The 22,172-nt window shown below is 51.2% G+C and carries 18 protein-coding genes; 8 read left to right on the forward strand and 10 right to left on the reverse strand.

Going from position 1 to position 22,172, the window contains the following annotated elements:
- The first annotated feature begins 7 nt into the window (after positions 1 to 7).
- On the forward strand, positions 8 to 2,092 hold the full coding sequence (gene malQ, locus AABJ99_RS01810; RefSeq protein ID WP_039020615.1) for a 4-alpha-glucanotransferase: 2,085 nt from the start codon (positions 8 to 10) through the stop codon (positions 2,090 to 2,092).
- A 44-nt stretch (positions 2,093 to 2,136) separates the two neighbouring features.
- On the opposite strand, the gene gntT is transcribed toward malQ, so the two are convergent.
- The 3 genes from gntT to gntX form a co-directional block, all read right to left on the reverse strand.
- Positions 2,137 to 3,453 carry a gluconate transporter gene (gene gntT, locus AABJ99_RS01815; protein ID WP_001131758.1) on the reverse strand — a complete coding sequence of 439 codons (1,317 nt, stop codon included), beginning with the start codon at positions 3,451 to 3,453 and terminating at the stop codon, positions 2,137 to 2,139.
- 351 nt (positions 3,454 to 3,804) lie between these two features.
- A complete protein-coding gene (nfuA, locus tag AABJ99_RS01820) occupies positions 3,805 to 4,380 on the reverse strand; it encodes a Fe-S biogenesis protein NfuA (protein WP_000619389.1) in 576 nt (191 codons plus the stop codon).
- 58 nt (positions 4,381 to 4,438) lie between these two features.
- Positions 4,439 to 5,122, reverse strand: coding sequence for a DNA utilization protein GntX (gene gntX, locus AABJ99_RS01825; protein ID WP_001355000.1), 684 nt, complete (start codon positions 5,120 to 5,122; stop codon positions 4,439 to 4,441).
- Positions 5,123 to 5,159: 37 nt separating this feature from the next.
- Between gntX and bioH the strand changes: the two genes are divergently transcribed.
- Positions 5,160 to 5,930, forward strand: coding sequence for a pimeloyl-ACP methyl ester esterase BioH (gene bioH / locus AABJ99_RS01830; protein ID WP_032185313.1), 771 nt, complete (start codon positions 5,160 to 5,162; stop codon positions 5,928 to 5,930).
- Positions 5,931 to 6,149: 219 nt separating this feature from the next.
- Here the strand turns inward: bioH and rpnA are convergent, their stop codons facing one another.
- From rpnA to greB, 6 genes are all read right to left on the reverse strand, one after another.
- Positions 6,150 to 7,031: a recombination-promoting nuclease RpnA gene (rpnA, locus tag AABJ99_RS01840; RefSeq protein WP_039020614.1), complete on the reverse strand. Its 882-nt coding sequence runs from the start codon at positions 7,029 to 7,031 to the stop codon at positions 6,150 to 6,152.
- A gap of 202 nt (positions 7,032 to 7,233) precedes the next feature.
- Complete coding sequence (gene feoC / locus AABJ99_RS01845) at positions 7,234 to 7,470, reverse strand: [Fe-S]-dependent transcriptional repressor FeoC (RefSeq protein WP_000157586.1); 237 nt, start codon at positions 7,468 to 7,470, stop codon at positions 7,234 to 7,236.
- Complete coding sequence (gene feoB, locus AABJ99_RS01850; RefSeq protein ID WP_000737014.1) at positions 7,470 to 9,791, reverse strand: Fe(2+) transporter permease subunit FeoB; 2,322 nt, start codon at positions 9,789 to 9,791, stop codon at positions 7,470 to 7,472. The genes feoC and feoB overlap by 1 nt, the downstream gene beginning before the upstream one ends.
- Positions 9,792 to 9,807: 16 nt before the next feature.
- On the reverse strand, positions 9,808 to 10,035 hold the full coding sequence (gene feoA, locus AABJ99_RS01855) for a ferrous iron transporter A (protein WP_001200455.1): 228 nt from the start codon (positions 10,033 to 10,035) through the stop codon (positions 9,808 to 9,810).
- A 456-nt stretch (positions 10,036 to 10,491) separates the two neighbouring features.
- Positions 10,492 to 12,813 (reverse strand): Tex family protein, encoded by a 2,322-nt coding sequence (gene yhgF, locus AABJ99_RS01860; RefSeq protein WP_039020613.1) that lies wholly within the window; start codon positions 12,811 to 12,813, stop codon positions 10,492 to 10,494.
- 96 nt (positions 12,814 to 12,909) lie between these two features.
- Entirely contained in the window at positions 12,910 to 13,386 is a 477-nt protein-coding gene (gene greB / locus AABJ99_RS01865) for a transcription elongation factor GreB (RefSeq protein ID WP_000856744.1), read from the reverse strand.
- A 227-nt stretch (positions 13,387 to 13,613) separates the two neighbouring features.
- On the opposite strand from greB, the gene ompR reads away from it, so the two are divergent.
- From ompR to AABJ99_RS01890, 5 genes are all read left to right on the forward strand, one after another.
- On the forward strand, positions 13,614 to 14,333 hold the full coding sequence (gene ompR, locus AABJ99_RS01870) for a two-component system response regulator OmpR (RefSeq protein ID WP_001157751.1): 720 nt from the start codon (positions 13,614 to 13,616) through the stop codon (positions 14,331 to 14,333).
- Entirely contained in the window at positions 14,330 to 15,682 is a 1,353-nt protein-coding gene (gene envZ, locus AABJ99_RS01875; protein ID WP_001253705.1) for a two-component system sensor histidine kinase EnvZ, read from the forward strand. The genes ompR and envZ overlap by 4 nt, the downstream gene beginning before the upstream one ends.
- A 163-nt stretch (positions 15,683 to 15,845) precedes the next feature.
- Positions 15,846 to 17,129, forward strand: a complete 1,284-nt coding sequence (locus AABJ99_RS01880) for an SMI1/KNR4 family protein (protein WP_032185310.1) — start codon at positions 15,846 to 15,848, stop codon at positions 17,127 to 17,129.
- A 37-nt stretch (positions 17,130 to 17,166) separates the two neighbouring features.
- Positions 17,167 to 17,697, forward strand: a complete 531-nt coding sequence (locus AABJ99_RS01885; RefSeq protein ID WP_000617564.1) for a hypothetical protein — start codon at positions 17,167 to 17,169, stop codon at positions 17,695 to 17,697.
- A complete protein-coding gene (locus AABJ99_RS01890) occupies positions 17,694 to 18,320 on the forward strand; it encodes a hypothetical protein (RefSeq protein ID WP_001087953.1) in 627 nt (208 codons plus the stop codon). Before AABJ99_RS01885 ends, AABJ99_RS01890 begins: the two co-directional genes overlap by 4 nt.
- A gap of 52 nt (positions 18,321 to 18,372) precedes the next feature.
- On the opposite strand, the gene pckA is transcribed toward AABJ99_RS01890, so the two are convergent.
- Positions 18,373 to 19,995, reverse strand: coding sequence for a phosphoenolpyruvate carboxykinase (ATP) (pckA, locus tag AABJ99_RS01895; RefSeq protein ID WP_001298201.1), 1,623 nt, complete (start codon positions 19,993 to 19,995; stop codon positions 18,373 to 18,375).
- A gap of 379 nt (positions 19,996 to 20,374) precedes the next feature.
- On the opposite strand from pckA, the gene yhgE reads away from it, so the two are divergent.
- On the forward strand, positions 20,375 to 22,099 hold the full coding sequence (gene yhgE / locus AABJ99_RS01900; protein WP_039020612.1) for a DUF4153 domain-containing protein: 1,725 nt from the start codon (positions 20,375 to 20,377) through the stop codon (positions 22,097 to 22,099).
- Positions 22,100 to 22,172 lie beyond the last annotated feature (73 nt).

The raw sequence follows: 22,172 nt of genomic DNA on the forward strand, positions 1-22,172 counted from the left end.
AAGCTCGATGGAAAGCAAACGTCTGGATAATGCCGCGCTGGCGGCGGGGATCAGCCCCAATTACATCAATGCCCACGGTAAACCGCAGTCGATTAGCGCCGAAACCAAACGGCGTTTGCTTGACGCGATGCATCAACGTATCGCCACGAAAGTGGCGGTAACGCCAGTCCCGAATGTCATGGTCTATACCAGCGGCAAAAAAATGCCGATGGCGGTGGAGGGCAGCGGCGAATATAGCTGGCTGCTGACCACTGAAGAAGGAACGCAGTACAAAGGCCATGTAACGGGGGGCAAAGCGTTCAATTTACCGACGAAGTTGCCGGAAGGTTATCACACGTTGACACTCACCCAGGACGACCAGCGCGCGCATTGTCGGGTGATTGTCGCCCCGAAACGCTGTTACGAACCGCAGGCGTTGCTGAATAAACAAAAGCTGTGGGGCGCCTGCGTCCAGCTTTATACGCTGCGATCGGAAAAAAACTGGGGTATTGGGGATTTTGGCGATCTCAAAGTGATGCTGGTGGATGTGGCAAAACGTGGCGGGGCTTTCATCGGTCTGAACCCGATTCATGCGCTCTATCCGGCAAATCCGGAAAGTGCCAGTCCGTATAGCCCGTCTTCTCGTCGCTGGCTAAATGTGGTTTATATCGACGTTAACGCCGTCGAAGATTTCCATCTTAGCGAAGAGGCTCAGGCCTGGTGGCAGTTACCGACCACGCAACAGACGCTGCAACAGGCACGGGATGCCGACTGGGTCGATTACTCCACCGTCACTGCGCTGAAAATGACAGCATTGCGGATGGCGTGGAAAGGTTTTGCGCAACGTGATGATGAGCAGATGGCCGCGTTTCGCCAGTTTGTTGCAGAGCAGGGCGACAGCCTGTTCTGGCAGGCGGCGTTTGACGCGTTACATGCCCAGCAAGTGAAAGAAGACGAAATGCGCTGGGGCTGGCCTGCATGGCCAGAGATGTATCAGAACGTGGATTCACCAGAAGTGCGTCAGTTCTGCGAAGAACATCGTGATGACGTCGATTTTTATCTCTGGTTGCAGTGGCTGGCTTACAGCCAGTTTGCCGCCTGCTGGGAGATAAGCCAGGGCCATGAAATGCCGATTGGCTTGTACCGTGATCTGGCGGTTGGCGTAGCAGAGGGTGGAGCAGAAACCTGGTGCGACCGGGAGTTGTATTGCCTGACAGCGTCGGTGGGCGCACCGCCGGATATCCTCGGCCCGCTGGGGCAGAACTGGGGATTGCCGCCGATGGATCCGCATATCATCACCGCGCGTGCCTATGAACCGTTTATCGAGCTGTTGCGTGCCAATATGCAAAACTGCGGCGCGTTGCGAATTGACCATGTGATGTCGATGCTGCGTTTGTGGTGGATACCGTATGGCGAGACGGCAGACCAGGGCGCGTATGTTCACTATCCGGTAGATGATCTGCTCTCGATTCTGGCACTCGAAAGTAAGCGCCATCGCTGCATGGTGATTGGTGAAGACCTCGGCACTGTACCGGTAGAGATTGTCGGTAAACTGCGCAGTAGCGGTGTGTACTCCTACAAAGTGCTCTATTTCGAAAGTGACCACGAGAAGACATTCCGCGCGCCGAAAGCGTATCCGGAGCAGTCGATGGCGGTTGCGGCGACACACGACCTGCCTACACTGCGTGGCTACTGGGAGAGCGGGGATTTAACACTGGGCAAAACGCTGGGGCTGTACCCGGATGAAGTGGTATTGCGCGGTCTGTATCAGGATCGCGAACTGGCGAAGCAAGGGTTACTGGATGCACTGCATAAACATGGTTGCCTGCCAAAACGTGCGGGGCATAAGGCATCGTTAATGTCGATGACGCCGATGCTTAATCGTGGTTTGCAACGTTATATCGCTGATAGTAACAGTGCTCTGTTAGGGCTACAGCCAGAAGACTGGCTGGATATGGCCGAACCGGTAAATATTCCCGGCACCAGTTACCAGTATAAAAACTGGCGGCGCAAGCTTTCCGCAACGCTTGAGACGATGTTTGCTGATGATGGCGTGAACAAGTTGCTGAAGGATTTGGACAGACGGCGCAGAGCGGCTGCGAAGAAGCAGTAGAGAGCGGTTGATGCCGGATGCGATGCATCCGGCAGTCAGTGTTATCAAATCACCATATTCAGCAGCAGACAGCCTACCAGACCGCACACCGAGATAATGGTTTCCAGCATCGACCAGGACTTGATGGTCTCGCCGATAGTCAGGTTAAAGTACTCTTTGAACAGCCAGAAGCCCGGATCGTTCACGTGAGAGAAAATCACACTACCGGAACCAACCGCAATAACCATCAGTTCCGGGCTAACGCCTGTCGTTGCAATCAGTGGTGCCGCGATACCCCCCGCAGTGATTGCCGCAACGGTTGCGGAACCCAGCGCGATACGCAGTACGGCGGCAATCGACCAGGCCATCAGCAGCGGAGAAATGTTGGTTTCGTGCATCATGGAAGCAATGTATTTGTCCACGCCGCTGTCTACCAGCACCTGCTTGAACGCACCGCCACCACCGATGATCAACAGCATCATCGCGATGATTTTGATGGAAGAAACCAGCGTGTCGTTAATCTGATCCATTGAACGACCACGGTTCAGACCAAAGGTGAACATCGCAATCAGCACGGCAATCAGCGTTGCCATTACCGGGTCACCGAGGAACTCCGCCACCGGCAGGAAAGCGTGACCTTTCGGCAGGATCATTTCGGCAATTGCACGCATCGCCATCAGCACAACCGGCACCAGAGAAGTCCAGACGCTGACGCCAAAGCTTGGCATCTCTTCTTCGCTGAAGGTTTTCGCGCTGTACAGACCTTCCGGGATTGGCTTATCGATACCTTTCAGCACGCGAGCGTAAACCGGACCCGCGAGAATAACGGTCGGGATTGCCAGAATAGTTCCGTACAGCAGGGTCTTACCCATATCGGCATTGAAAATGGTGGCAATCGCAGTTGGGCCCGGATGTGGCGGCAGGAAGCCGTGGGTCACAGACAGCGCAGCCGCCATTGGTACACCAACATACAGCAGCGGAATATTCGCGGAAGCCGCGATGGTAAACACCAGCGGCAGCATTAGCACGAAGCCCACTTCATAGAACAGGGCAAAACCGACGGTAAAACCGGTTAACACTACCGCCCATTGGATGTGTTTTTTACCAAATTTGGCAATCAGCGTGGTGGCGATACGCTGTGCACCACCGCAGTCTGCCAGCATTTTGCCCAGCATCGCGCCAAAACCCATGATCAGGGCAAGGCTACCGAGCGTCCCGCCGACACCAGCTTTGATGGAGCCAATAACTTTATCCAGCGGCATTCCCTGCATTAATCCAACAGCAAGCGCCACGAGGACGAGAGCGATGAAGCCGTTCATTTTGAAGCGGATCATCAGGAGCAACAACAAGATTACACCGATAGCAACAATGACTAATGGCATGATTTACCTGGCCTTTCATTTGTTATGGGTAACGTCAATTTTCTGACGACAAACTCTAATTATCCCAATCGGGAACAGAGATATTGCGGCACCACGACTGATACCCACTAAAACTAATTATTGTAGTCAGATGTCAGGAGTATGTTTGGTACCCGCGTGAATGATACGGGTAACATCTGGCGTTTGAGAATCACCAGAGCGGGGTAAATTTAAATTCTGAGAGGTTGGTCATATTATCGCGGGGAAACGTAGGGACTGGATTTGCCGAGGCAATGTAGCGCCAACGCCTGGCAGACGGCCCGATAAGACGCTTTAGCGTCGCATCGGGCAATCTATAAAAGAGAGGATAACTTAGTAGTAAGAGTGTTCGCCGCGCTGGTGTTCGGTGAGATCGCGTACACCTTTCAGCTCCGGGAATTCGTTCAGCAGCTGCTTTTCGATCCCTTCTTTCAGCGTCACATCGACCATTGAACAACCGTTACAACCGCCGCCAAATTGCAGAATGGCGTAACCGTCTTCGGTGATTTCCATCAGCGAAACGCGACCACCGTGACCGGCAAGCTGTGGGTTGATCTGCGATTGCAGCATATACTCCACGCGCTCCATCAGCGGCGCATCGTCTGCTACTTTGCGCATTTTGGCGTTCGGGGCTTTCAGCGTCAGCTGAGAACCCAACTGGTCAGTAACAAAGTCGATCTCTGCATCTTCCAGGTAAGGCGCGCTTAACTCATCAACATACGCGGTCAGCAGGTCAAATTTCAGGGCAGTGTCGGTGGCTTCCACAGCGTCCGGCGGACAATAAGAAACACCACATTCAGCGTTAGGCGTGCCAGGGTTAATCACAAATACGCGGATTTGTGTCCCTTCTTCCTGATTTGCCAGCAGTTTGGCAAAGTGCGCTTGTGCAGCATCGGAAATACGGATCATAGTAATGGCCTAATAGTTGACTATTTTAGTTGGTTATAATACGCCCATCATCGAGGCTCTACAAGGTTCGACAAAGGCACCAGACCTGGACAGTCGCCGCACCATTGCGTAAAAGCAACTGCGCAATCTCTGCGACGGTACTTCCGGTGGTAACGACATCATCCACTATCACCATATGGCGACCTTGCACCGGCAATTCAAGGCGAAAGGCATTTTTCAGGTTGCGTTTGCGCAGCCGGGCGCTAAGAAAATGCTGGGTCGCAGTGGCCCGTGTACGTGTGACGGCTTCGCTATCCCATTGGCAGTGCAACCAGCGTGATAACGGCTGACACAGCAAATCGCTCTGATTAAATCCCCGACGCCAGTGACGCCGCTGCCATAACGGCACGCTGATGATGCGGTCCGGCAATTGCAAACCGGTGGCGCGACGAGCGTGTAAGACTTCCAATAGTAACAGACGTGACAGGGCGCTGGCGATTTCGCAACGCCGGGAAAACTTAAGCTGGTGGATGAGCGGACTTAACGGCGGTGCATAGTCGGCAACCGTGACCAGTCTTTGCCACGGCGGTGGTTTTTGCAGGCAGCGACCACAGGGAAGATGGGAGTGTGTTGCGGGTAATCCACATTGTGGGCATAACGTTTTATCTGTACGGGTGGCGCGAGAGCATACCGAACAAATCCCCCAATGACCTAACGCCAGGGGCATTCGGCATAGCCAGCATAATCCCGGTACTGTTAGCATATGTTCATCCTTGTAAGTAAAAAGAGAACAATAGCGGATGAATAACATCTGGTGGCAGACCAAAGGTCAGGGGAATGTTCATCTTGTGCTGCTGCACGGATGGGGACTGAATGCCGAAGTGTGGCGTTGCATTGATGAGGAACTTAGCTCGCATTTTACGCTGCATCTCGTTGATCTGCCCGGCTTCGGGCGCAGCCAGGGATTTGGTGCGATGTCACTTGCTGATATGGCTGAAGTCGTGCTGCGACAAGCGCCGGACAAAGCTATCTGGTTAGGCTGGAGTTTGGGCGGACTGGTGGCAAGCCAGATTGCGTTAACCCATCCCGAGCGGGTTCAGGCGCTGGTCACCGTGGCGTCGTCGCCATGTTTTAGTGCTCGTGACGATTGGCCGGGGATCAAACCGGACGTGCTGGCAGGTTTCCAGCAGCAACTCAGTGACGATTTTCAGCGCACGGTAGAACGGTTCCTTGCGTTACAAACCATGGGTACAGAAACGGCACGCCAGGATGCGCGAGCGCTGAAGAAAACCGTTCTGGCGCTGCCGATGCCGAAGGTTGACGTGCTCAATGGTGGGCTGGAAATACTGAAAACGGTCGATCTCCGCCAGCCGCTGCAAAACGTGTCCATGCCGTTTTTGCGATTGTATGGCTATCTCGATGGTCTGGTGCCGCGCAAAGTGGTGCCGATGCTGGATAAACTCTGGCCACACAGCGAGTCGTACATCTTCGCCAAAGCGGCCCATGCGCCGTTTATTTCGCATCCGGACGAGTTTTGTCACCTGCTGGTGGCGTTGAAGCAGAGGGTGTAGACAGCTGTTGAAATGGCGAGACAGAACTTTACTGGCTCGCCGCAGCCAACTCTTCTTCTGACAGCCCGGTAAAGCGCATGATGTCTGCAAGAGGGACTCCGGATTACAGCATTCTTTTGGCGATATCCAGGGCTTCCAGGCGTCGACCCAATAAATAACCAATCAGGTAACTAATAAGATATTCTCTTTCTGTATCCGTCATTAAAACCATCCTTTACGTTATTGATGATTTATTTCAGCAAGGTCTTCAACCGTCAGGCTGGTAAATCGCAGAACGTCCTCAAGAGGGACTCCGGCATCCAGCATGGTTTTGGCGATAGCTCGTATACCTTTCTGAAACCCTTCTTGCCGCAATCTTTCCGCAATAGTCATTAAACTCTCCTTGTGTTTCGGTGAACGTTTGGCAACGCCGTCGATAAAATCGTTAAAACGTACCGCATCGCCGGTTTGTAGTATGTAATTAAACAGCCCTTTGATTTGTCTGTCATTAGCGTATCCACTACTTAATAAGCAGGCCATTTGCTCTACCAGCCCCATCAGGTCGCGTTGACGTATATGTTTTTGGATTAACTCCAGCAGCGCCATACGTCGGTGCTGCATGATTTCATCATCAGGCATGACAGTGACATCAATCAGCGGGAATGCAGAGGCATAAAGCTGTCTGGCCAGTTTGGGATCGGCGAAACAATCCAGCCAACACAGTGAATAGGGATATGGGCTTTCAATGCCGTGGTAAAACAACAATGGCACCACCATCGGCAACGTTTTGTATCCGGCATCCAGGTGATTTTGCATTGCGGCAATGGCGTAGCGCATCATGCGAAATGCGATCAGTTTGTTTGAGGTGCTTTGATGTTCAATCAGACAATAGATGTATCCTGGTCCTTGTTCCGTTTTCACCGACCACAGCACGTCGGAATAGCTTTCACGCAGATCGTCATCAATAAAGCTGCTCGACTCCAGCTTTAGGGTTTTCATATCACAGAGCGCGTGAATAGGTGCCGGTAAATGGAACGCAAGAAAATCGCGCGCCGTCTCCGGTTGGCGTAAAAAGAGTTTGAACAGCGCATCGTGTGGGGTGGAACTCTGCTTTTTGCTCATGGCGTTCCTTCACCTGTTGTTTGAATGCCGCGACTCTACGCGCCACTCCACACCTGTGCATTAGCGAGTTTTCAACTCTGCGAGACGCTTTCAGAGGAACTTACGTTGTACTGCAAGAGTTGCATTTTTATGGAAAGCCGCACGCAAAAAAGCCCGGATGCAAACGCATACCGGGCTTTTCAAAACAGGTAGTAAAACAAGGTTAACGTAACGCCCACCACTCACGCAGACAGGCTTTGCCTTCCGGGCAGCTTTTACAACTGCCAGAGAGGCAGCCGTCAGGTTCTTCCTGAATTCGCACGGCTTTGCCCATACTTTCCAGCTGTTGCAGCATGGCGTTAATCATGGGTTGCGGAGTGTTCAATGTCTGGCTTATCTGGGCCGCTTCCATACGGCCCCGTAATGCCAGCAAATCACGCACCTGAATAAGTGAAGCCATTAATGGCAATCACCGGTGGTGCTGGCTGCACAGCAACTGCTTACCGATTTGCGTGTTGCCAGCAGTTCGATATCGACCCGGCTACGCGCGCGACGCAGCAAACCGATAACCACGATGTTAAACAGGATAACCGCCAGAATGCATACCAGGCTGTAGGTTGGATGCTGGCTGTAGCTGGCGACCTGATAGAACAATGTTGCCAACGAGTAAGCGATATTTAGCCCCCACAGGATGGAGAAGCCCATCCAGCCACGGCTGGATTCACGCGCGATAGCACCCATCACCGAGATACACGGTACATACAGCAGAACGAAAATCAGGTAGCTGTAAGCAGCTGCTGCGCTTCCAAATTTCTGATCCATCACGCCCATCGCTCCGGTACCCATTTCGCCGTCGCCTTTGCTCGCTTCAATGGGGTTCATCAGTACGCTAAGACTGAAGGTGTCTTTCAGGCTCTGCCAGGTTTCATCTACCGCGCTGAATAGCTCTTCACCGAGGTTAAATTCCGCCGGATTGAACTCTTCGTCCTGAATATTTTCTGCGGTGTAGAGGGTGTTGAGCGTACCCACCACCACTTCTTTCGCCATTGCGCCTGTAAACAGGCCAACAGTTGCCTGCCAGTTATCTTCATGTACGCCAATCGGCTTGAAGACCGGGGTGATCACCCGGCTGACGGAAGCCAGCGCCGAGTCGTTGATGTTATCGACGATTTTCCCGCTCAGAGAGAAGCTGTTGAAAGCGCTCAGGAAAATGCTGACGATGATAATCACTTTACCAGCACGCAGAACGAAACCTTTCAGACGCTGCCAGGTCTGGATAATCAGGCTTTTAACGTGTGGTACATGGTAGACCGGTAGCTCCATGACAAACGGCGTCGCTTCACCGCGCATGATGGTGTACTTGAGCATCAGGCCAGTCAGTACCGCCATCACAATACCGAGCATATACAGCGAGAATACCGCCAGTGCGCCGTTCTGTCCGAAGAAGGCGGCCGCAAATACTGCGAAGATGGCCAGACGTGCGCCGCAGGACATAAACGGTGCCATCATAATGGTCATCAGGCGTTCACGCGGCGCATCAAGCGTACGCGCACCCATTACCGACGGTACGTTACAACCGAACCCGACGATCAACGGTACAAAGGATTTCCCGGGCAAGCCCAGCGCCTGCATCAGACGGTCCATCACAAACGCCGCACGCGCCATATAGCCGGAGTCCTCGAGGAAGGAGAGGAACAGGTACATCATGCCGATCTGTGGCACCAGTGGCAGAACGGTGTTAATACCGCCCCCCAGGCCCTGGGCGAGGAAGATAGTCAGCCAGTCTGGGAAGTGGAGCGTGTAGCCAATCCACTGAATACCATGCACAAATAGCGCCACGGAGCCGACGTCAAACAGCGGCTGTAACGCCCCGCCGATGTTGATAGCCAGCAGGAACATCAGGTACATCACAAAGAGGAAAATCGGCAGACCGAGGAAACGGTTGAGCACGATTTTATCTACCGCAGTGGTGAAACGGCTGGGTTCTGCCGTCAGGGTGTTGCTTACCACATCACAGATGGCAGCAATGCACTGGTAACGCGCATCGGCAATATGCAGCGCCGGATCGTCCATCTCATTACGCAGACGGGCGAGGGCGGCATCAAGATGCTGCGACGCTTCACCGGCGTAGGCGCGGCTGTAGATATCGCCTTCCAGCATTTGCAGGCCCAGCCAGCGACGTTGTTTGAGCGGGATGTCGGAAGGCATCACTTTTGCCAGTGAATCTGCTTCGTTGAGCAGCGGCTGTGCGTAATGCACCAGTTCCACATTCTCGTTAGCTTTATAGCGATCAATCGCCAGCTTGAGCGCTTCAATACCGCGACCACGAGTTGAAACCAGCGGGATCACCGGGCAGCCAAGACGCGCCGACAGAGCATCAATTTCAATGCGAATATTTTGCTTCTCGGCAATGTCGAGCATGTTCAGCGCCACGATGCAGGGAATGCCGAGTTCCAGCAGTTGTAGCGTCAGGTACAGGTTACGCTCAAGGTTAGACGCATCCACCACGTTAATCAGCAGGTCAGCGTCGCCACTCAAAATGTAGTGACAGGCGATTTGCTCATCGAGCGAGGTCTGCGATGAGATGGTGGTCAGAGAATAGGTGCCGGGGAGGTCCACCAGCGTGACCTGATGATCGGTGGTGGAGAATTGCCCTTCTTTACGTTCGACGGTAACGCCAGCCCAGTTACCTACACGCTGACGTGCGCCAGTGAGCTGGTTAAATAAGGTTGTCTTGCCAGAATTTGGATTACCAATTAAGCCAATGGTTAATTTTTTCATTGTTGTTATCACCGTATTAACAGGAAACCGCTTCCACTTCTAATAAGGCCAGATCTTTTTTGCGTAATACCAGGCTCACACGACGGGTTTCGATATGAATGGGGTCGCCAAGTGGAGCGACGCGCACCACATTAAAAGAGGAGCCAGGTAACATGCCAAGAGAAAGCAGTTTTTGGCGATATGCCGGGCTGATTTCACGGGAAAAGCCAGTGATTTTCCACGCAGTATCTGGAGTGTATTGCATAGGTGCCTACTTGTTTCTCATTAACTGGATAACTACCTCATGGGGCGTTTGACAGCGACATGAGACCAGATGATTTGCCAACGAGGGAGAGATTAAATAATCAACAACACAATGATAATGAGAATGGTTTCTATCAGCAATACTTAAAATGTGTGCGAATGTTGGTTTAGATAATAATCTGCGTGAATGTTGATGTGGCTCAAGGTTATATCGCAGCGAAAATATAATTCGAATGGCGAATTATCAGGGCGGGTTAATGTTTAATTAAGGTTTCAGTTGTTAATGAAGTGATAAATATTGACGAAATATAGTGTGAGTTTCGTTGTGTAATAAAAATGCCGGAGATATTCTCCGGCATTTTTATGTCAGGCATGGCGTTTATTGCCAGATGCGGCGTGAACGCCTGATCTGGCCTACGATCTTGTGCAAATTCGAACCGTAGGCCAATCAGGAGGTTTAACGTTTTTTGCCCATTGCCGCCGCCAGCGCATCCATCATCGCGCTGTTACCGGCAGGCTGCGCTTCACGACCGCGTGGTTTGGCTGCCGGGCGGTTGTTTTGCGGGCGTTCATTACCGCCCCCGCGACGGGCGTTGGTTTCGCCAGGCTGCTCGTCCAGACGCATAGTCAGGGCGATACGTTTACGCTGAAGATCCACTTCCAGCACTTTCACCTTCACAATGTCGCCCGCTTTCACCACGGTATGCGGATCTTCCACAAACTTGTTCGACAATGAAGAGATGTGAACCAGGCCGTCCTGATGTACGCCAATATCAACAAAAGCACCAAAATTGGTGACGTTGGTCACCGCACCTTCGAGGATCATCCCCGGTTGCAGGTCGTTCATTGTCTCGACGCCATCGGCAAACTGAGCGGTTTTAAATTCCGGACGCGGATCGCGACCTGGTTTTTCCAGCTCTTTGATGATGTCAGTTACTGTCGGCACACCGAATTTCTCATCAGTAAAGTCAGACGCTTTCAGGTTACGCAGCTCGTTGCTGTTACCCATCAGATCTTTCAGTGCCTGCTGTGTTGCTGCCAGAATGCGTTCCACCACCGGATAGGCTTCCGGGTGAACAGTAGAGGCGTCCAGCGGGTTGTCACCGTGGTTAATGCGCAAGAAGCCTGCGCACTGCTCGAAGGCTTTTGGCCCCAGGCGGCTGACTTTTAACAGTTGCTGACGGTTCTGGAACTGGCCGTTCTCATCGCGCCAGGCCACAATGTTTTGCGCCATCATGCGCGTCAGGCCAGCCACGCGAGTTAACAGCGGAACAGAAGCGGTATTGAGATCGACGCCAACGGCGTTTACGCAGTCTTCTACTACCGCGTCCAGTTTACGGGCCAGCTGCGTCTGGCTGACGTCATGCTGATACTGACCTACGCCGATAGATTTCGGATCGATTTTCACCAACTCCGCCAGCGGATCCTGCAAACGACGGGCGATAGACACCGCGCCACGCAGCGAAACATCGAGATCCGGGAACTCCTGCGCCGCCAGTTCGGAAGCCGAGTAAACCGACGCGCCTGCTTCGCTGACGATCACTTTCTGTGCGGTCACTTTCGGAAACTGCTTCTGCACGTCGAGATAGAAACGCTCAGTTTCGCGGGAAGCCGTACCGTTACCGATTGCCACCAGTTCAACGTTATGCTTTTCACACAGGGCAGCAACGGTCATCGCTGCTTTTGCGGCTTGTCCGGTGTGCGGGTAAATGGTGTCGGTCGCCACCAGTTTACCCGTCGCATCGACTACCGCCACTTTTACCCCAGTACGCAGACCCGGATCGAGGCCCATCGTCGCACGCAGCCCGGCTGGGGCCGCCATCAGCAGATCGTGCAGGTTACGGGCAAAGACGTTGATTGCTTCATCTTCTGCACGTTCGCGCACTGTACCCATCAGTTCGGTTTCCAGGTGCATCAGCACCTTGATGCGCCAGGTCCAGCTCACCACGCCTTTGCGCCAGCTATCCGCCGGGGCATTGTTCAGGCGCAGACCGAGGTGATCCATGATGATTTGCTCGCAATAGCTCTCTTTTGGCGGTTCGTCGAACTGCGGATCGGCATTTAGCGAAAGCTGGAGTACGCCTTCGTTACGCCCACGGAACATCGCCAGCGCGCGGTGAGAAGGCACCGTTGATAGCGGTTCGTGATGATCGAAATAGTCGCGGAATTTCGCCCCTTCCTCTTCTTTACCGTTCACCACCGTAGAAACCAAATGCGCGTTCTTCCACAGATAATCACGCACTTTCGCCAGCAGCGCGGCATCTTCGGCAAACCGTTCCATCAGGATATAGCGCGCGCCGTCCAGCGCGGCTTTGGTATCTGCTACGCCTTTATCGGCATCAACATATTGTGCAGCGGCGACTTCTGGCGTGTGTGAAGGATCGTTCCACAGCAGGTCGGCCAGTGGCTCAAGTCCTGCTTCAATAGCAATTTGCCCGCGGGTGCGGCGTTTAGGTTTGTAGGGCAGGTAGAGGTCTTCGAGTTCGGTTTTACTTAAGGTGGCGTTGATAGCATTCGCCAGTTCGTCGGTCAGTTTGCCTTGCTCGGAAATGGACTTGAGGATTGCCTGACGTCTCTCTTCCAGCTCGCGCAGATAGCTCAGACGCGTTTCCAGATTACGCAACTGCGTGTCATCCAGACCGCCGGTGATTTCCTTACGATAACGTGCGATAAACGGCACAGTATTCCCTTCGTCAAGCAGGCGAACGGCAGCGTCAACCTGTTCCGGGCGCGCCTGAATTTCACCCGCAATAATGCGGCAGAACGAATCATTCATCATGGTTTGAGTTCATCTTTTCGGATCAAAAATCAGGGGATAGTTATACGGACTGGCTGGCAAAAATGCCAGCCATCGGCAGGAGGTTAAGACTCTTCCTTACGGTTTCACGTACTCGATAGCATTAACATACCAGCTCGCTTCCCCGGCAGGGGTATTCACCACCGCCAGATCGCCCACTTCTTTTTTCAGCAATGCGCGGGCCATTGGGGAATCGATAGAGATGTAATCTTTACGGCCAAAAATTTCATCGTAGCCGACAATACGAAAACGGTGAGTCACGCCATCGTCGTTTTCAATCTCCACCCATGCGCCAAAAAAGACTTTGCCTTCCTGTTGCGGGGAGTAATCGACGATTTTGAGATTTTCCATGCATTTAGTGAGATAGCGCACGCGACGGTCGATTTCACGCAGACGCTTTTTATTATACTGATAGTCAGCATTTTCGCTGCGGTCGCCCAGACTTGCAGCCCAGGTCACTTTTTTTGTGACCTCCGGGCGCTCTTCACGCCAGAGATAATTTAGCTCTTGTTTGAGTTTTTCATACCCTTCCCGGGTAACCAGGGGCGTTTTCATCTCGTTGATTCCCTTTGTCTGTTTGATAATGCGCACATTGGGTATAACGTGATCATATCAACAGAATCAATAATGTTTCGCCGAATAAATTGTATACTTAAGCTGCTGTTTAATATGCTTTGTAACAATTTAGGCTGAAATTCATACCAGATTTAGCTGGTGACGAACGTAAGCTTTTTTAAGAATACACGCTTACAAATTGTTGCGAACCTTTGGGAGTACAAAGAATGCAAGAGAACTACAAGATTCTGGTGGTCGATGACGACATGCGCCTGCGTGCGCTGCTGGAACGTTATCTCACCGAACAAGGCTTCCAGGTTCGAAGCGTCGCTAATGCAGAACAGATGGATCGCCTGCTGACTCGTGAATCTTTCCATCTTATGGTACTGGATTTGATGTTACCTGGTGAAGATGGCTTGTCGATTTGCCGACGTCTTCGTAGCCAGAGCAACCCGATGCCGATCATTATGGTGACGGCGAAAGGGGAAGAAGTGGATCGTATCGTTGGCCTGGAGATTGGTGCTGACGACTACATTCCAAAACCGTTTAACCCGCGAGAACTGCTGGCCCGTATCCGTGCGGTACTGCGTCGTCAGGCGAACGAACTGCCGGGTGCGCCGTCACAGGAAGAGGCGGTAATTGCTTTCGGTAAGTTCAAACTTAACCTCGGTACGCGTGAAATGTTCCGTGAAGATGAGCCAATGCCGCTCACCAGCGGTGAGTTTGCGGTACTGAAGGCACTGGTCAGCCATCCGCGTGAGCCGCTCTCCCGTGATAAGCTGATGAACCTTGCCCGTGGTCGTGAATACTCCGCAATGGAACGTTCCATCGACGTGCAGATCTCGCGTCTGCGCCGCATGGTGGAAGAAGATCCGGCGCATCCGCGTTACATTCAGACCGTTTGGGGTCTGGGCTACGTTTTCGTGCCGGACGGTTCTAAAGCATGAGGCGATTGCGCTTCTCGCCACGAAGTTCATTTGCCCGTACGTTATTGCTCATCGTCACCTTGCTGTTCGTCAGCCTGGTGACGACTTATCTGGTGGTGCTGAACTTCGCGATTTTGCCGAGCCTCCAGCAGTTTAATAAAGTCCTCGCGTACGAAGTGCGTATGTTGATGACCGACAAACTGCAACTGGAGGACGGCACGCAGTTGGTTGTGCCTCCCGCTTTCCGTCGGGAGATCTACCGTGAGCTGGGGATCTCTCTCTATTCCAACGAAGCTGCCGAAGAGGCAGGGCTGCGTTGGGCGCAACACTATGAATTCTTAAGCCATCAGATGGCGCAACAACTGGGCGGCCCGACGGAAGTACGCGTTGAGGTCAACAAAAGCTCGCCTGTCGTCTGGCTGAAAACCTGGCTGTCGCCCAATATCTGGGTACGCGTGCCGCTGACCGAAATTCATCAGGGCGATTTCTCCCCGCTGTTCCGCTATACGTTGGCGATTATGCTATTGGCGATAGGTGGGGCGTGGCTATTTATTCGTATCCAGAACCGACCGTTGGTCGATCTCGAACACGCTGCCTTGCAGGTGGGTAAGGGGATTATTCCGCCGCCGCTGCGTGAGTATGGCGCTTCGGAGGTGCGTTCCGTTACCCGCGCCTTTAACCATATGGCGGCTGGTGTTAAGCAACTGGCGGATGACCGCACGTTGCTGATGGCAGGGGTAAGCCACGACTTGCGCACGCCGCTGACACGTATTCGTCTGGCGACCGAGATGATGAGCGAGCAGGATGGCTACCTGGCAGAATCGATCAATAAAGATATCGAAGAGTGCAATGCCATCATTGAACAGTTTATCGACTACCTGCGCACCGGGCAGGAGATGCCGATGGAAATGGCGGATCTCAACGCAGTGCTCGGTGAGGTGATTGCTGCCGAAAGTGGCTATGAGCGGGAAATTGAAACCGCGCTTTACCCCGGCAGCATTGAAGTGAAAATGCACCCGCTGTCGATCAAACGCGCGGTGGCGAATATGGTGGTGAACGCTGCTCGTTACGGCAATGGCTGGATCAAAGTCAGCAGCGGCACGGAGCCGAATCGCGCCTGGTTCCAGGTGGAAGACGACGGTCCGGGAATTGCGCCGGAACAGCGTAAGCACTTGTTCCAGCCGTTTGTCCGCGGCGACAGTGCGCGCACCATTAGCGGCACGGGATTAGGCCTGGCAATTGTGCAGCGTATCGTGGATAACCATAACGGCATGCTGGAGCTTGGCACCAGCGAACGGGGTGGGCTTTCCATTCGCGCCTGGCTGCCAATGCCGGTAACGCGGGCGCAGGGCACGACAAAAGAAGGGTAAATAAAACGGGAGGCGAAGGTGCCTCCCGTTTTATTTTGTGCACTCAGTATTTACTGAATGAATACGGTTTCAGACATCGGCACCATACGAAGTAAAGTGTACTGTAAGCTGATTGCAGGCTAGCGTATCCTGATTAGTAAAAGCACACTAAAGGAATAGCTTGATGCAACTTACCAACGAAGAACAAGTACAGATTGCTCGTATAAAAGAAAAAATCCCACGCATTGCCGCACTGGATCCTGAATGTAAGTTATTCGGTTCTGAAGGTTGGAAATATCAATGGCCGAAGCCTGCCAGCGAGGCGGAAATAGCTTCCTGGGAGAAAAAACATAGCGTCACTTTGCCACGGGAATATCGAATTTTTCTTCGCTATATCGCTAATGGCGGTCCGGCACATGCCTACGGTCTTGAATCTTTAGGCGGTACAGATATTTATGGCGATATAACAAAAGAAAGCCCTGTACCGCTTTATATGACGCAGCAGGATGTTGATGTGTTGAATGCTGGCCGTACAGAAGATGATGAAGAATATAGTTTTTTTGACGGCGCATTGACCATTCTCACCCTGGGATGTACTTATGATATTTGCCTGGTGGTGACGGGGCAGTATCGCGGAAGGTTAATGCTGACTGATGGTGATGAAGATTATCCGTTTGATTTTATATATGATAAAAATTTCCTCAACTGGTATGAACGCTGGCTGGACGATTTTATTGCTGGCATGAGTATGAAGGGTTTCGATAGAAGTTTGCCAGGAACGCAAATTCAACTGCGTGAGTGGTTTTTAACTGAGAAAATCCCGGATTTACGTAGATCCATTTTATTCTCGCTATGCCGTTTTCCACAGATAGAACCCGAAACTTTTGCCCTTTGGGAACATGTTTGCCGCACAGAGAATGATAAAGAATTGTGTGAAGAGGCATTCATAAGATTACGCCAAAAAAAAGTTTCTTGTGCTGCAGATATTTTTCGACTCTATTTTACAATGCCAGATGAATTACGTGATATTGCTATTAAAGATCTCCGTTTTGCCTGTAGAGATAGTGTGGTGAATATTGAGGATTATATTCATTCACTGTTAATAATAATGCCTGAACTTGACGATGACACTCTATCCTCAGCTGTCTTTGCTATACGAGAAACAGAGTATAATAAATATGATACTTTTCTGCCGCTTCTCGAACGTATCACTGATGACCGTCAGCAAACATTATTGTGGGCGATGAGTAAGGCGCCTGATTTCAATGAAAGCCGAGGATTCGTTGAGTTGGTATTACCGCTTTTTGCATCATCAAAGATGGAGAATGTAAGGAAGGCTATTTTGTTGCTCATTGAAGTTAAAGATAATCGTATTCCACCATTGGTTGATGAAGCTGCAACTCGTTTCCCTGAACTGACCATTTTACGAGAAAACTACTATCTCAGGACGTGGGGACATAAGCCATAAATTAATGGCTCAGAAATGATCTAACGCGGAGAGAAATATGATCAGGGAACATATTCAGCAAGCGATAAATAATAGGTTAGCATTTGATGGCCCATTCAATGTTGTTCCTGAACCTGCAAGCACTGCGTTTGATGGCCGGATCCCGACATTGAAAAACGGTGTCTGGCAGAAGGCCAGCCCTATGTTGCAGGCGCGTTTTGCACATTGTGGACGTTGGTTAAGCGCTACACATGGAAGCTGGCTAAGTATAAGTGACATGGAAACGCTTTGGCAGGAACACATAGAAGATACGTTTCTTGATGAAATCAAAATGAATGCTGTAGCTTCAAGTGATAATTGGGATAACCATGCCTTGGGACTATTTCGTTCTCATCGCCTGTCACTTTTTGCCGGTAGTGATTACAGTTATGAAATGGTTTTTCTCCTTTGGCTAGATAGTACCGTTGAGCCAGAGGTCTGGGTTTATGACTGCAATGGGGAATCACGTTATAAAGATCTTAATGATTACCTGAATGCATATATTAATGATGACGTAAGCGCCTGTGAGCGCTCCTGGCGAGTAGAATGAATAGCCCCCCTTGCCCCTTTGATCCACAAACCGCACATTACCTCGGTACAGTGCAAATCCACTACAGCCCAACCACCTTCAACGCTGCCGTTAAGCATTATACCTGTTACATTAAAAAGCGTTTTAAAGGGTTTAAATGGGGAATTGGAACCGCTGGCTTATTGGCTATATTGCCCATGATCCCACAATGGTTGAAACCTTCTCATGACTTTAAACTCAACGCAATCAGTACGTTAATTCTTCTATTAATGTTGCCACTCCTCTTATCAATGTTCCTGTTAATCAGCAGAAGAATTAACGATTTTAAGTCAAAAACAAAGCAAGTTACTTTTACGAAACCCGTGCGTTATGCGTTTTATTTCGAGGGAATTGTTTTTTATGAATCTCATCAGCAGGGCATACTTCGCTGGGAAGATTTGTATAGCATTGACTATGAAGAAGATTATTTGTGGCTTTTTCTGCATTTACCGAAGAGTTTTCCCAGAGAAGCGACGAAAGCGTTTTGCGATATTTTCATTCCCGCCAGCGCGATAAAAGCGCAGCCTGAACTGGATACGTTTTTTCGTGAAACACGCCACTCGCTGGATTATCTGTTTGTCCCGTTTAATTCTGACAGAAAATAAAAAATCCCCCGTATCTGGTGAAACGGGGGATTTCGTCGCTTAACTTATCGGATTACAGTTTTGGACCAGCCGCTACCAGCGCGGCACCCGCAGGGGTGTCGGTGTATTTATCGAAGTTGTCGATAAACAGTTTCGCCAGCGTTTCAGCTTTTTCCTGCCACTGTTCCGGAGAAGCGTAGGTGTTACGCGGATCGAGGATTTTAGTGTCTACGCCCGGCAGTTCAGTCGGGATCGCCAGGTTAAACATCGGCAGAGTGAAGGTTTCTGCGTTATCCAGCGAACCGTTGAGGATAGCGTCGATAATGGCGCGGGTATCTTTAATGGAGATACGTTTGCCAGTACCGTTCCAGCCAGTGTTAACCAGATATGCCTGCGCACCCGCCGCTTGCATACGTTTCACCAGCACTTCTGCGTACTGAGTTGGGTGCAGCGACAGGAACGCCGCGCCGAAGCAAGCGGAGAAGGTTGGCGTCGGTTCGGTGATGCCACGTTCAGTACCGGCCAGTTTGGCGGTGAAGCCAGAGAGGAAGTGGTACTGAGTTTGATCGGCAGTCAGGCGAGAAACCGGCGGCAGCACACCAAAGGCGTCTGCGGTCAGGAAGATAACTTTAGTTGCGTGGCCCGCTTTGGAAACCGGTTTAACGATGTTATCGATGTGATAGATCGGATAAGAAACGCGGGTGTTCTCGGTTTTTGAACCATCGTCAAAATCGATAGTGCCATCTTCACGTACGGTGACGTTTTCCAGCAGCGCATCGCGACGGATAGCGTTGTAGATTTCAGGTTCCGCTTCTTTCGACAGCTTGATGGTTTTCGCGTAGCAGCCGCCTTCGAAGTTAAACACGCCGTCGTCATCCCAGCCGTGCTCGTCATCGCCAATCAGGCGACGTTTCGGGTCGGTGGAAAGGGTGGTTTTACCGGTGCCGGAAAGACCAAAGAACACCGCAACATCGCCTTTCTCGCCAACGTTGGCGGAGCAGTGCATAGAAGCGATACCTTTCAGCGGCAGCAGGTAGTTCATCATTGAGAACATCCCTTTCTTCATTTCGCCGCCGTACCAGGTGCCACCAATCAGCTGCATGCGCTCGGTCAGGTTAAACGCCACGAAGTTTTCGGAGTTCAGACCCTGTTCTTTCCACTGCGGGTTAGTGCACTTCGCACCGTTCATAACGATAAAGTCAGGTTTAAAACCAGCCAGCTCTTCATCGCTCGGGCGAATAAACATGTTTTTGACAAAATGCGCCTGCCAGGCCACTTCGGTGATGAAACGGACGGAAAGACGCGTGTCTGGGTTCGCACCACAGAAAGCGTCGACAACGAACAGACGTTTACCGGAAAGCTGTTTGGTCACCAGGCCCTTCAGATGCTGCCAGGTTTCCGGAGAGAGAGGTTTGTTGTCGTTCTTACCTTTGCCTTTATCAGCCCACCAGAAGGTATCGCGAGTGGTATCGTCACGGACGATATACTTATCTTTTGGTGAACGACCGGTGAAGATCCCGGTATCGACGGCAACGGCACCCAGATTAGTTAACACCCCGCGCTCATAACCTGTCAGGCTCGGATCGAGCTCTTCCTGATACAGCAGGTCGTAGCTTGGGTTGTAAACGATATCATGTACGTCACTGATACCATAAGCCTCGAGTTCTTGCGGGGTCAAACCATTGTTAACGCGCATTTCACTGCTCCTTAGCCAATATGTATTGCCTGAATAGTAAAGTCTTTTTGGGGGGTGTTAACCGCGACAAGGCTCATAGATTTACGTATCTGGAGAAATTCATATTTGACAAAAAACTCCGTGATTCCTGTCACGAAACGGTTGCTATTATCGCAGAAATAGCATTTTAGGTGTGGAAAATGTTCTTAAAAGGTTAAATCTTGGTTTATATGGCGGGAATATTGTGAGTGGAATCGCATTCCTGAATGAAATTGATGCAAATTCAATCAGTAAAGTATCGATTCACCACGCTAACTTTTTTTGATTATTTTCTGAAAAAAGCAAAATAGTACTGCCCGGATGCGATAATTAATCCACCTTTTGATTCTGGATAACTAACATGGATAACGTTGAACTTTCACCCGCAACACGCTGGGGGATGATTGCTACCGGATTACTTCAGGGTCTAGTTTGCTACCTACTGATCGCCTGGCTTTCCGGAAAAAATCACAGTTGGATTGTTTATGGCGTGCCTGCGACCGTCGCGTTTTCATCCGTTTTACTCTTCTCCGTGATCTCCTTTAAACAGAAGCGCCTTTGGGGATGGCTGGCGCTGGTGTTTATTGCCACGCTGGGAATGAGCGGCTGGCTGAAGTGGCAAACTGATGGCATGAACCCCTGGATAGCTGAAAAGGCGCTTTGGGATTTTGGTTGCTATCTGCTGCTGATGGCAATGTTGTTGCTACCGTGGATACAACAAAGCCTTCGCATCCGCAATGACAGTAGCCGCTATCGCTATTTTTACCAGTCAGTATGGCATAACGTACTTATATTACTGGTGATTTTTCTCGCCAATGGCCTGACGTGGCTGGTACTTTTACTGTGGGGCGAGTTGTTTAAACTTGTTGGCATCACGTTTTTCAAAACGCTCTTTTTTGCAACCGACTGGTTTATTTATCTCACGTTAGGTCTGGTTACCGCACTGGCGGTGATCCTCGCGCGTACACAGTCACGTTTAATCGACTCTATTCAAAAGTTGTTCACGTTAATCGCCACGGGGTTGCTGCCGTTAGTATCATTGCTAACCCTGATGTTTATCATCACCCTGCCGTTTACGGGCCTGAGCGCGATTTCTCGCCACATCTCCGCCGCCGGGTTGCTGTTGACGCTGGCCTTTTTGCAATTGATTTTAATGGCTATTGTCCGCGATCCGCAAAAAGCGTCACTTCCCTGGACGGGGCCGTTGCGTTGCCTGATTAAAACCGCTCTGCTGGCTGCTCCGCTGTATGTGTTCGTCGCCGCCTGGGCGTTATGGCTGCGGGTCGCTCAGTACGGCTGGACTGTCGACCGCTTGCAGGGCGCGCTGGCGGTGCTGGTGTTACTGGTATGGTCGCTGGGGTATTTTGTCAGTATCGTCTGGCGTAAAGGGCAAACCCCTCTTGTTCTTCAGGGCAAAGTGAACCTTGCGGTTTCGTTATTGGTGTTGGTAATACTGGTGCTTCTTAATTCGCCGGTGCTGGATAGTATGCGCATTAGTGTGAACAGTCATATGGCACGTTATCAGAGCGGCAAGAACACGCCAGATCAGGTAAGTCTCTACATGCTCGAACAGAACGGTCGCTATGGACGTGCGGCGCTTGAGTCGCTGAAAAGCGATGCCGAGTATATGAAAGACCCGAAACGCGCACGGGATCTGCTGATGACGTTAGATGGAGAGCAACATCTTCAGGAACAGGTATCGGAAAAAGTATTAGCCGAAAATGTGTTAATTGCCCCAGGCTCTGGCAAACCGGATACGGCATTCTGGTCGGCCTTAATCCAGGATCGCTATAACGTGATGACCTGTATTGTAAAAGACGCCTGCGTACTGGTCGAGCAAGATCTGAATAGTGATGGTCAGGCGGAGCGGATCCTGTTTGCTTTTAATCATGACAGAGTCATTGTCTATGGCTTTGACTCAGATAGAAAAGAATGGAACGCGCTTGATATGAGTTTACTTCCGAACGAAATAACGAAAGAAAAATTACTCACAGCTGCGAAGGATGGAAAGCTGGGGACGAGGCCGAAAGCGTGGCGCGATCTGACGGTAGATGGTGAAACGCTGGAAATAAACTTAAGCAAATGACAATGCTTTTATCGGATACGACGCTTTATCTTACCAACAATAACTTGTGAATTATTGCGTAGGCCTGGTAAGC

The organism is Escherichia coli, from assembly GCF_036503815.1.
GTDB classification, from domain to species: Bacteria; Pseudomonadota; Gammaproteobacteria; order Enterobacterales; family Enterobacteriaceae; genus Escherichia; species Escherichia coli_F.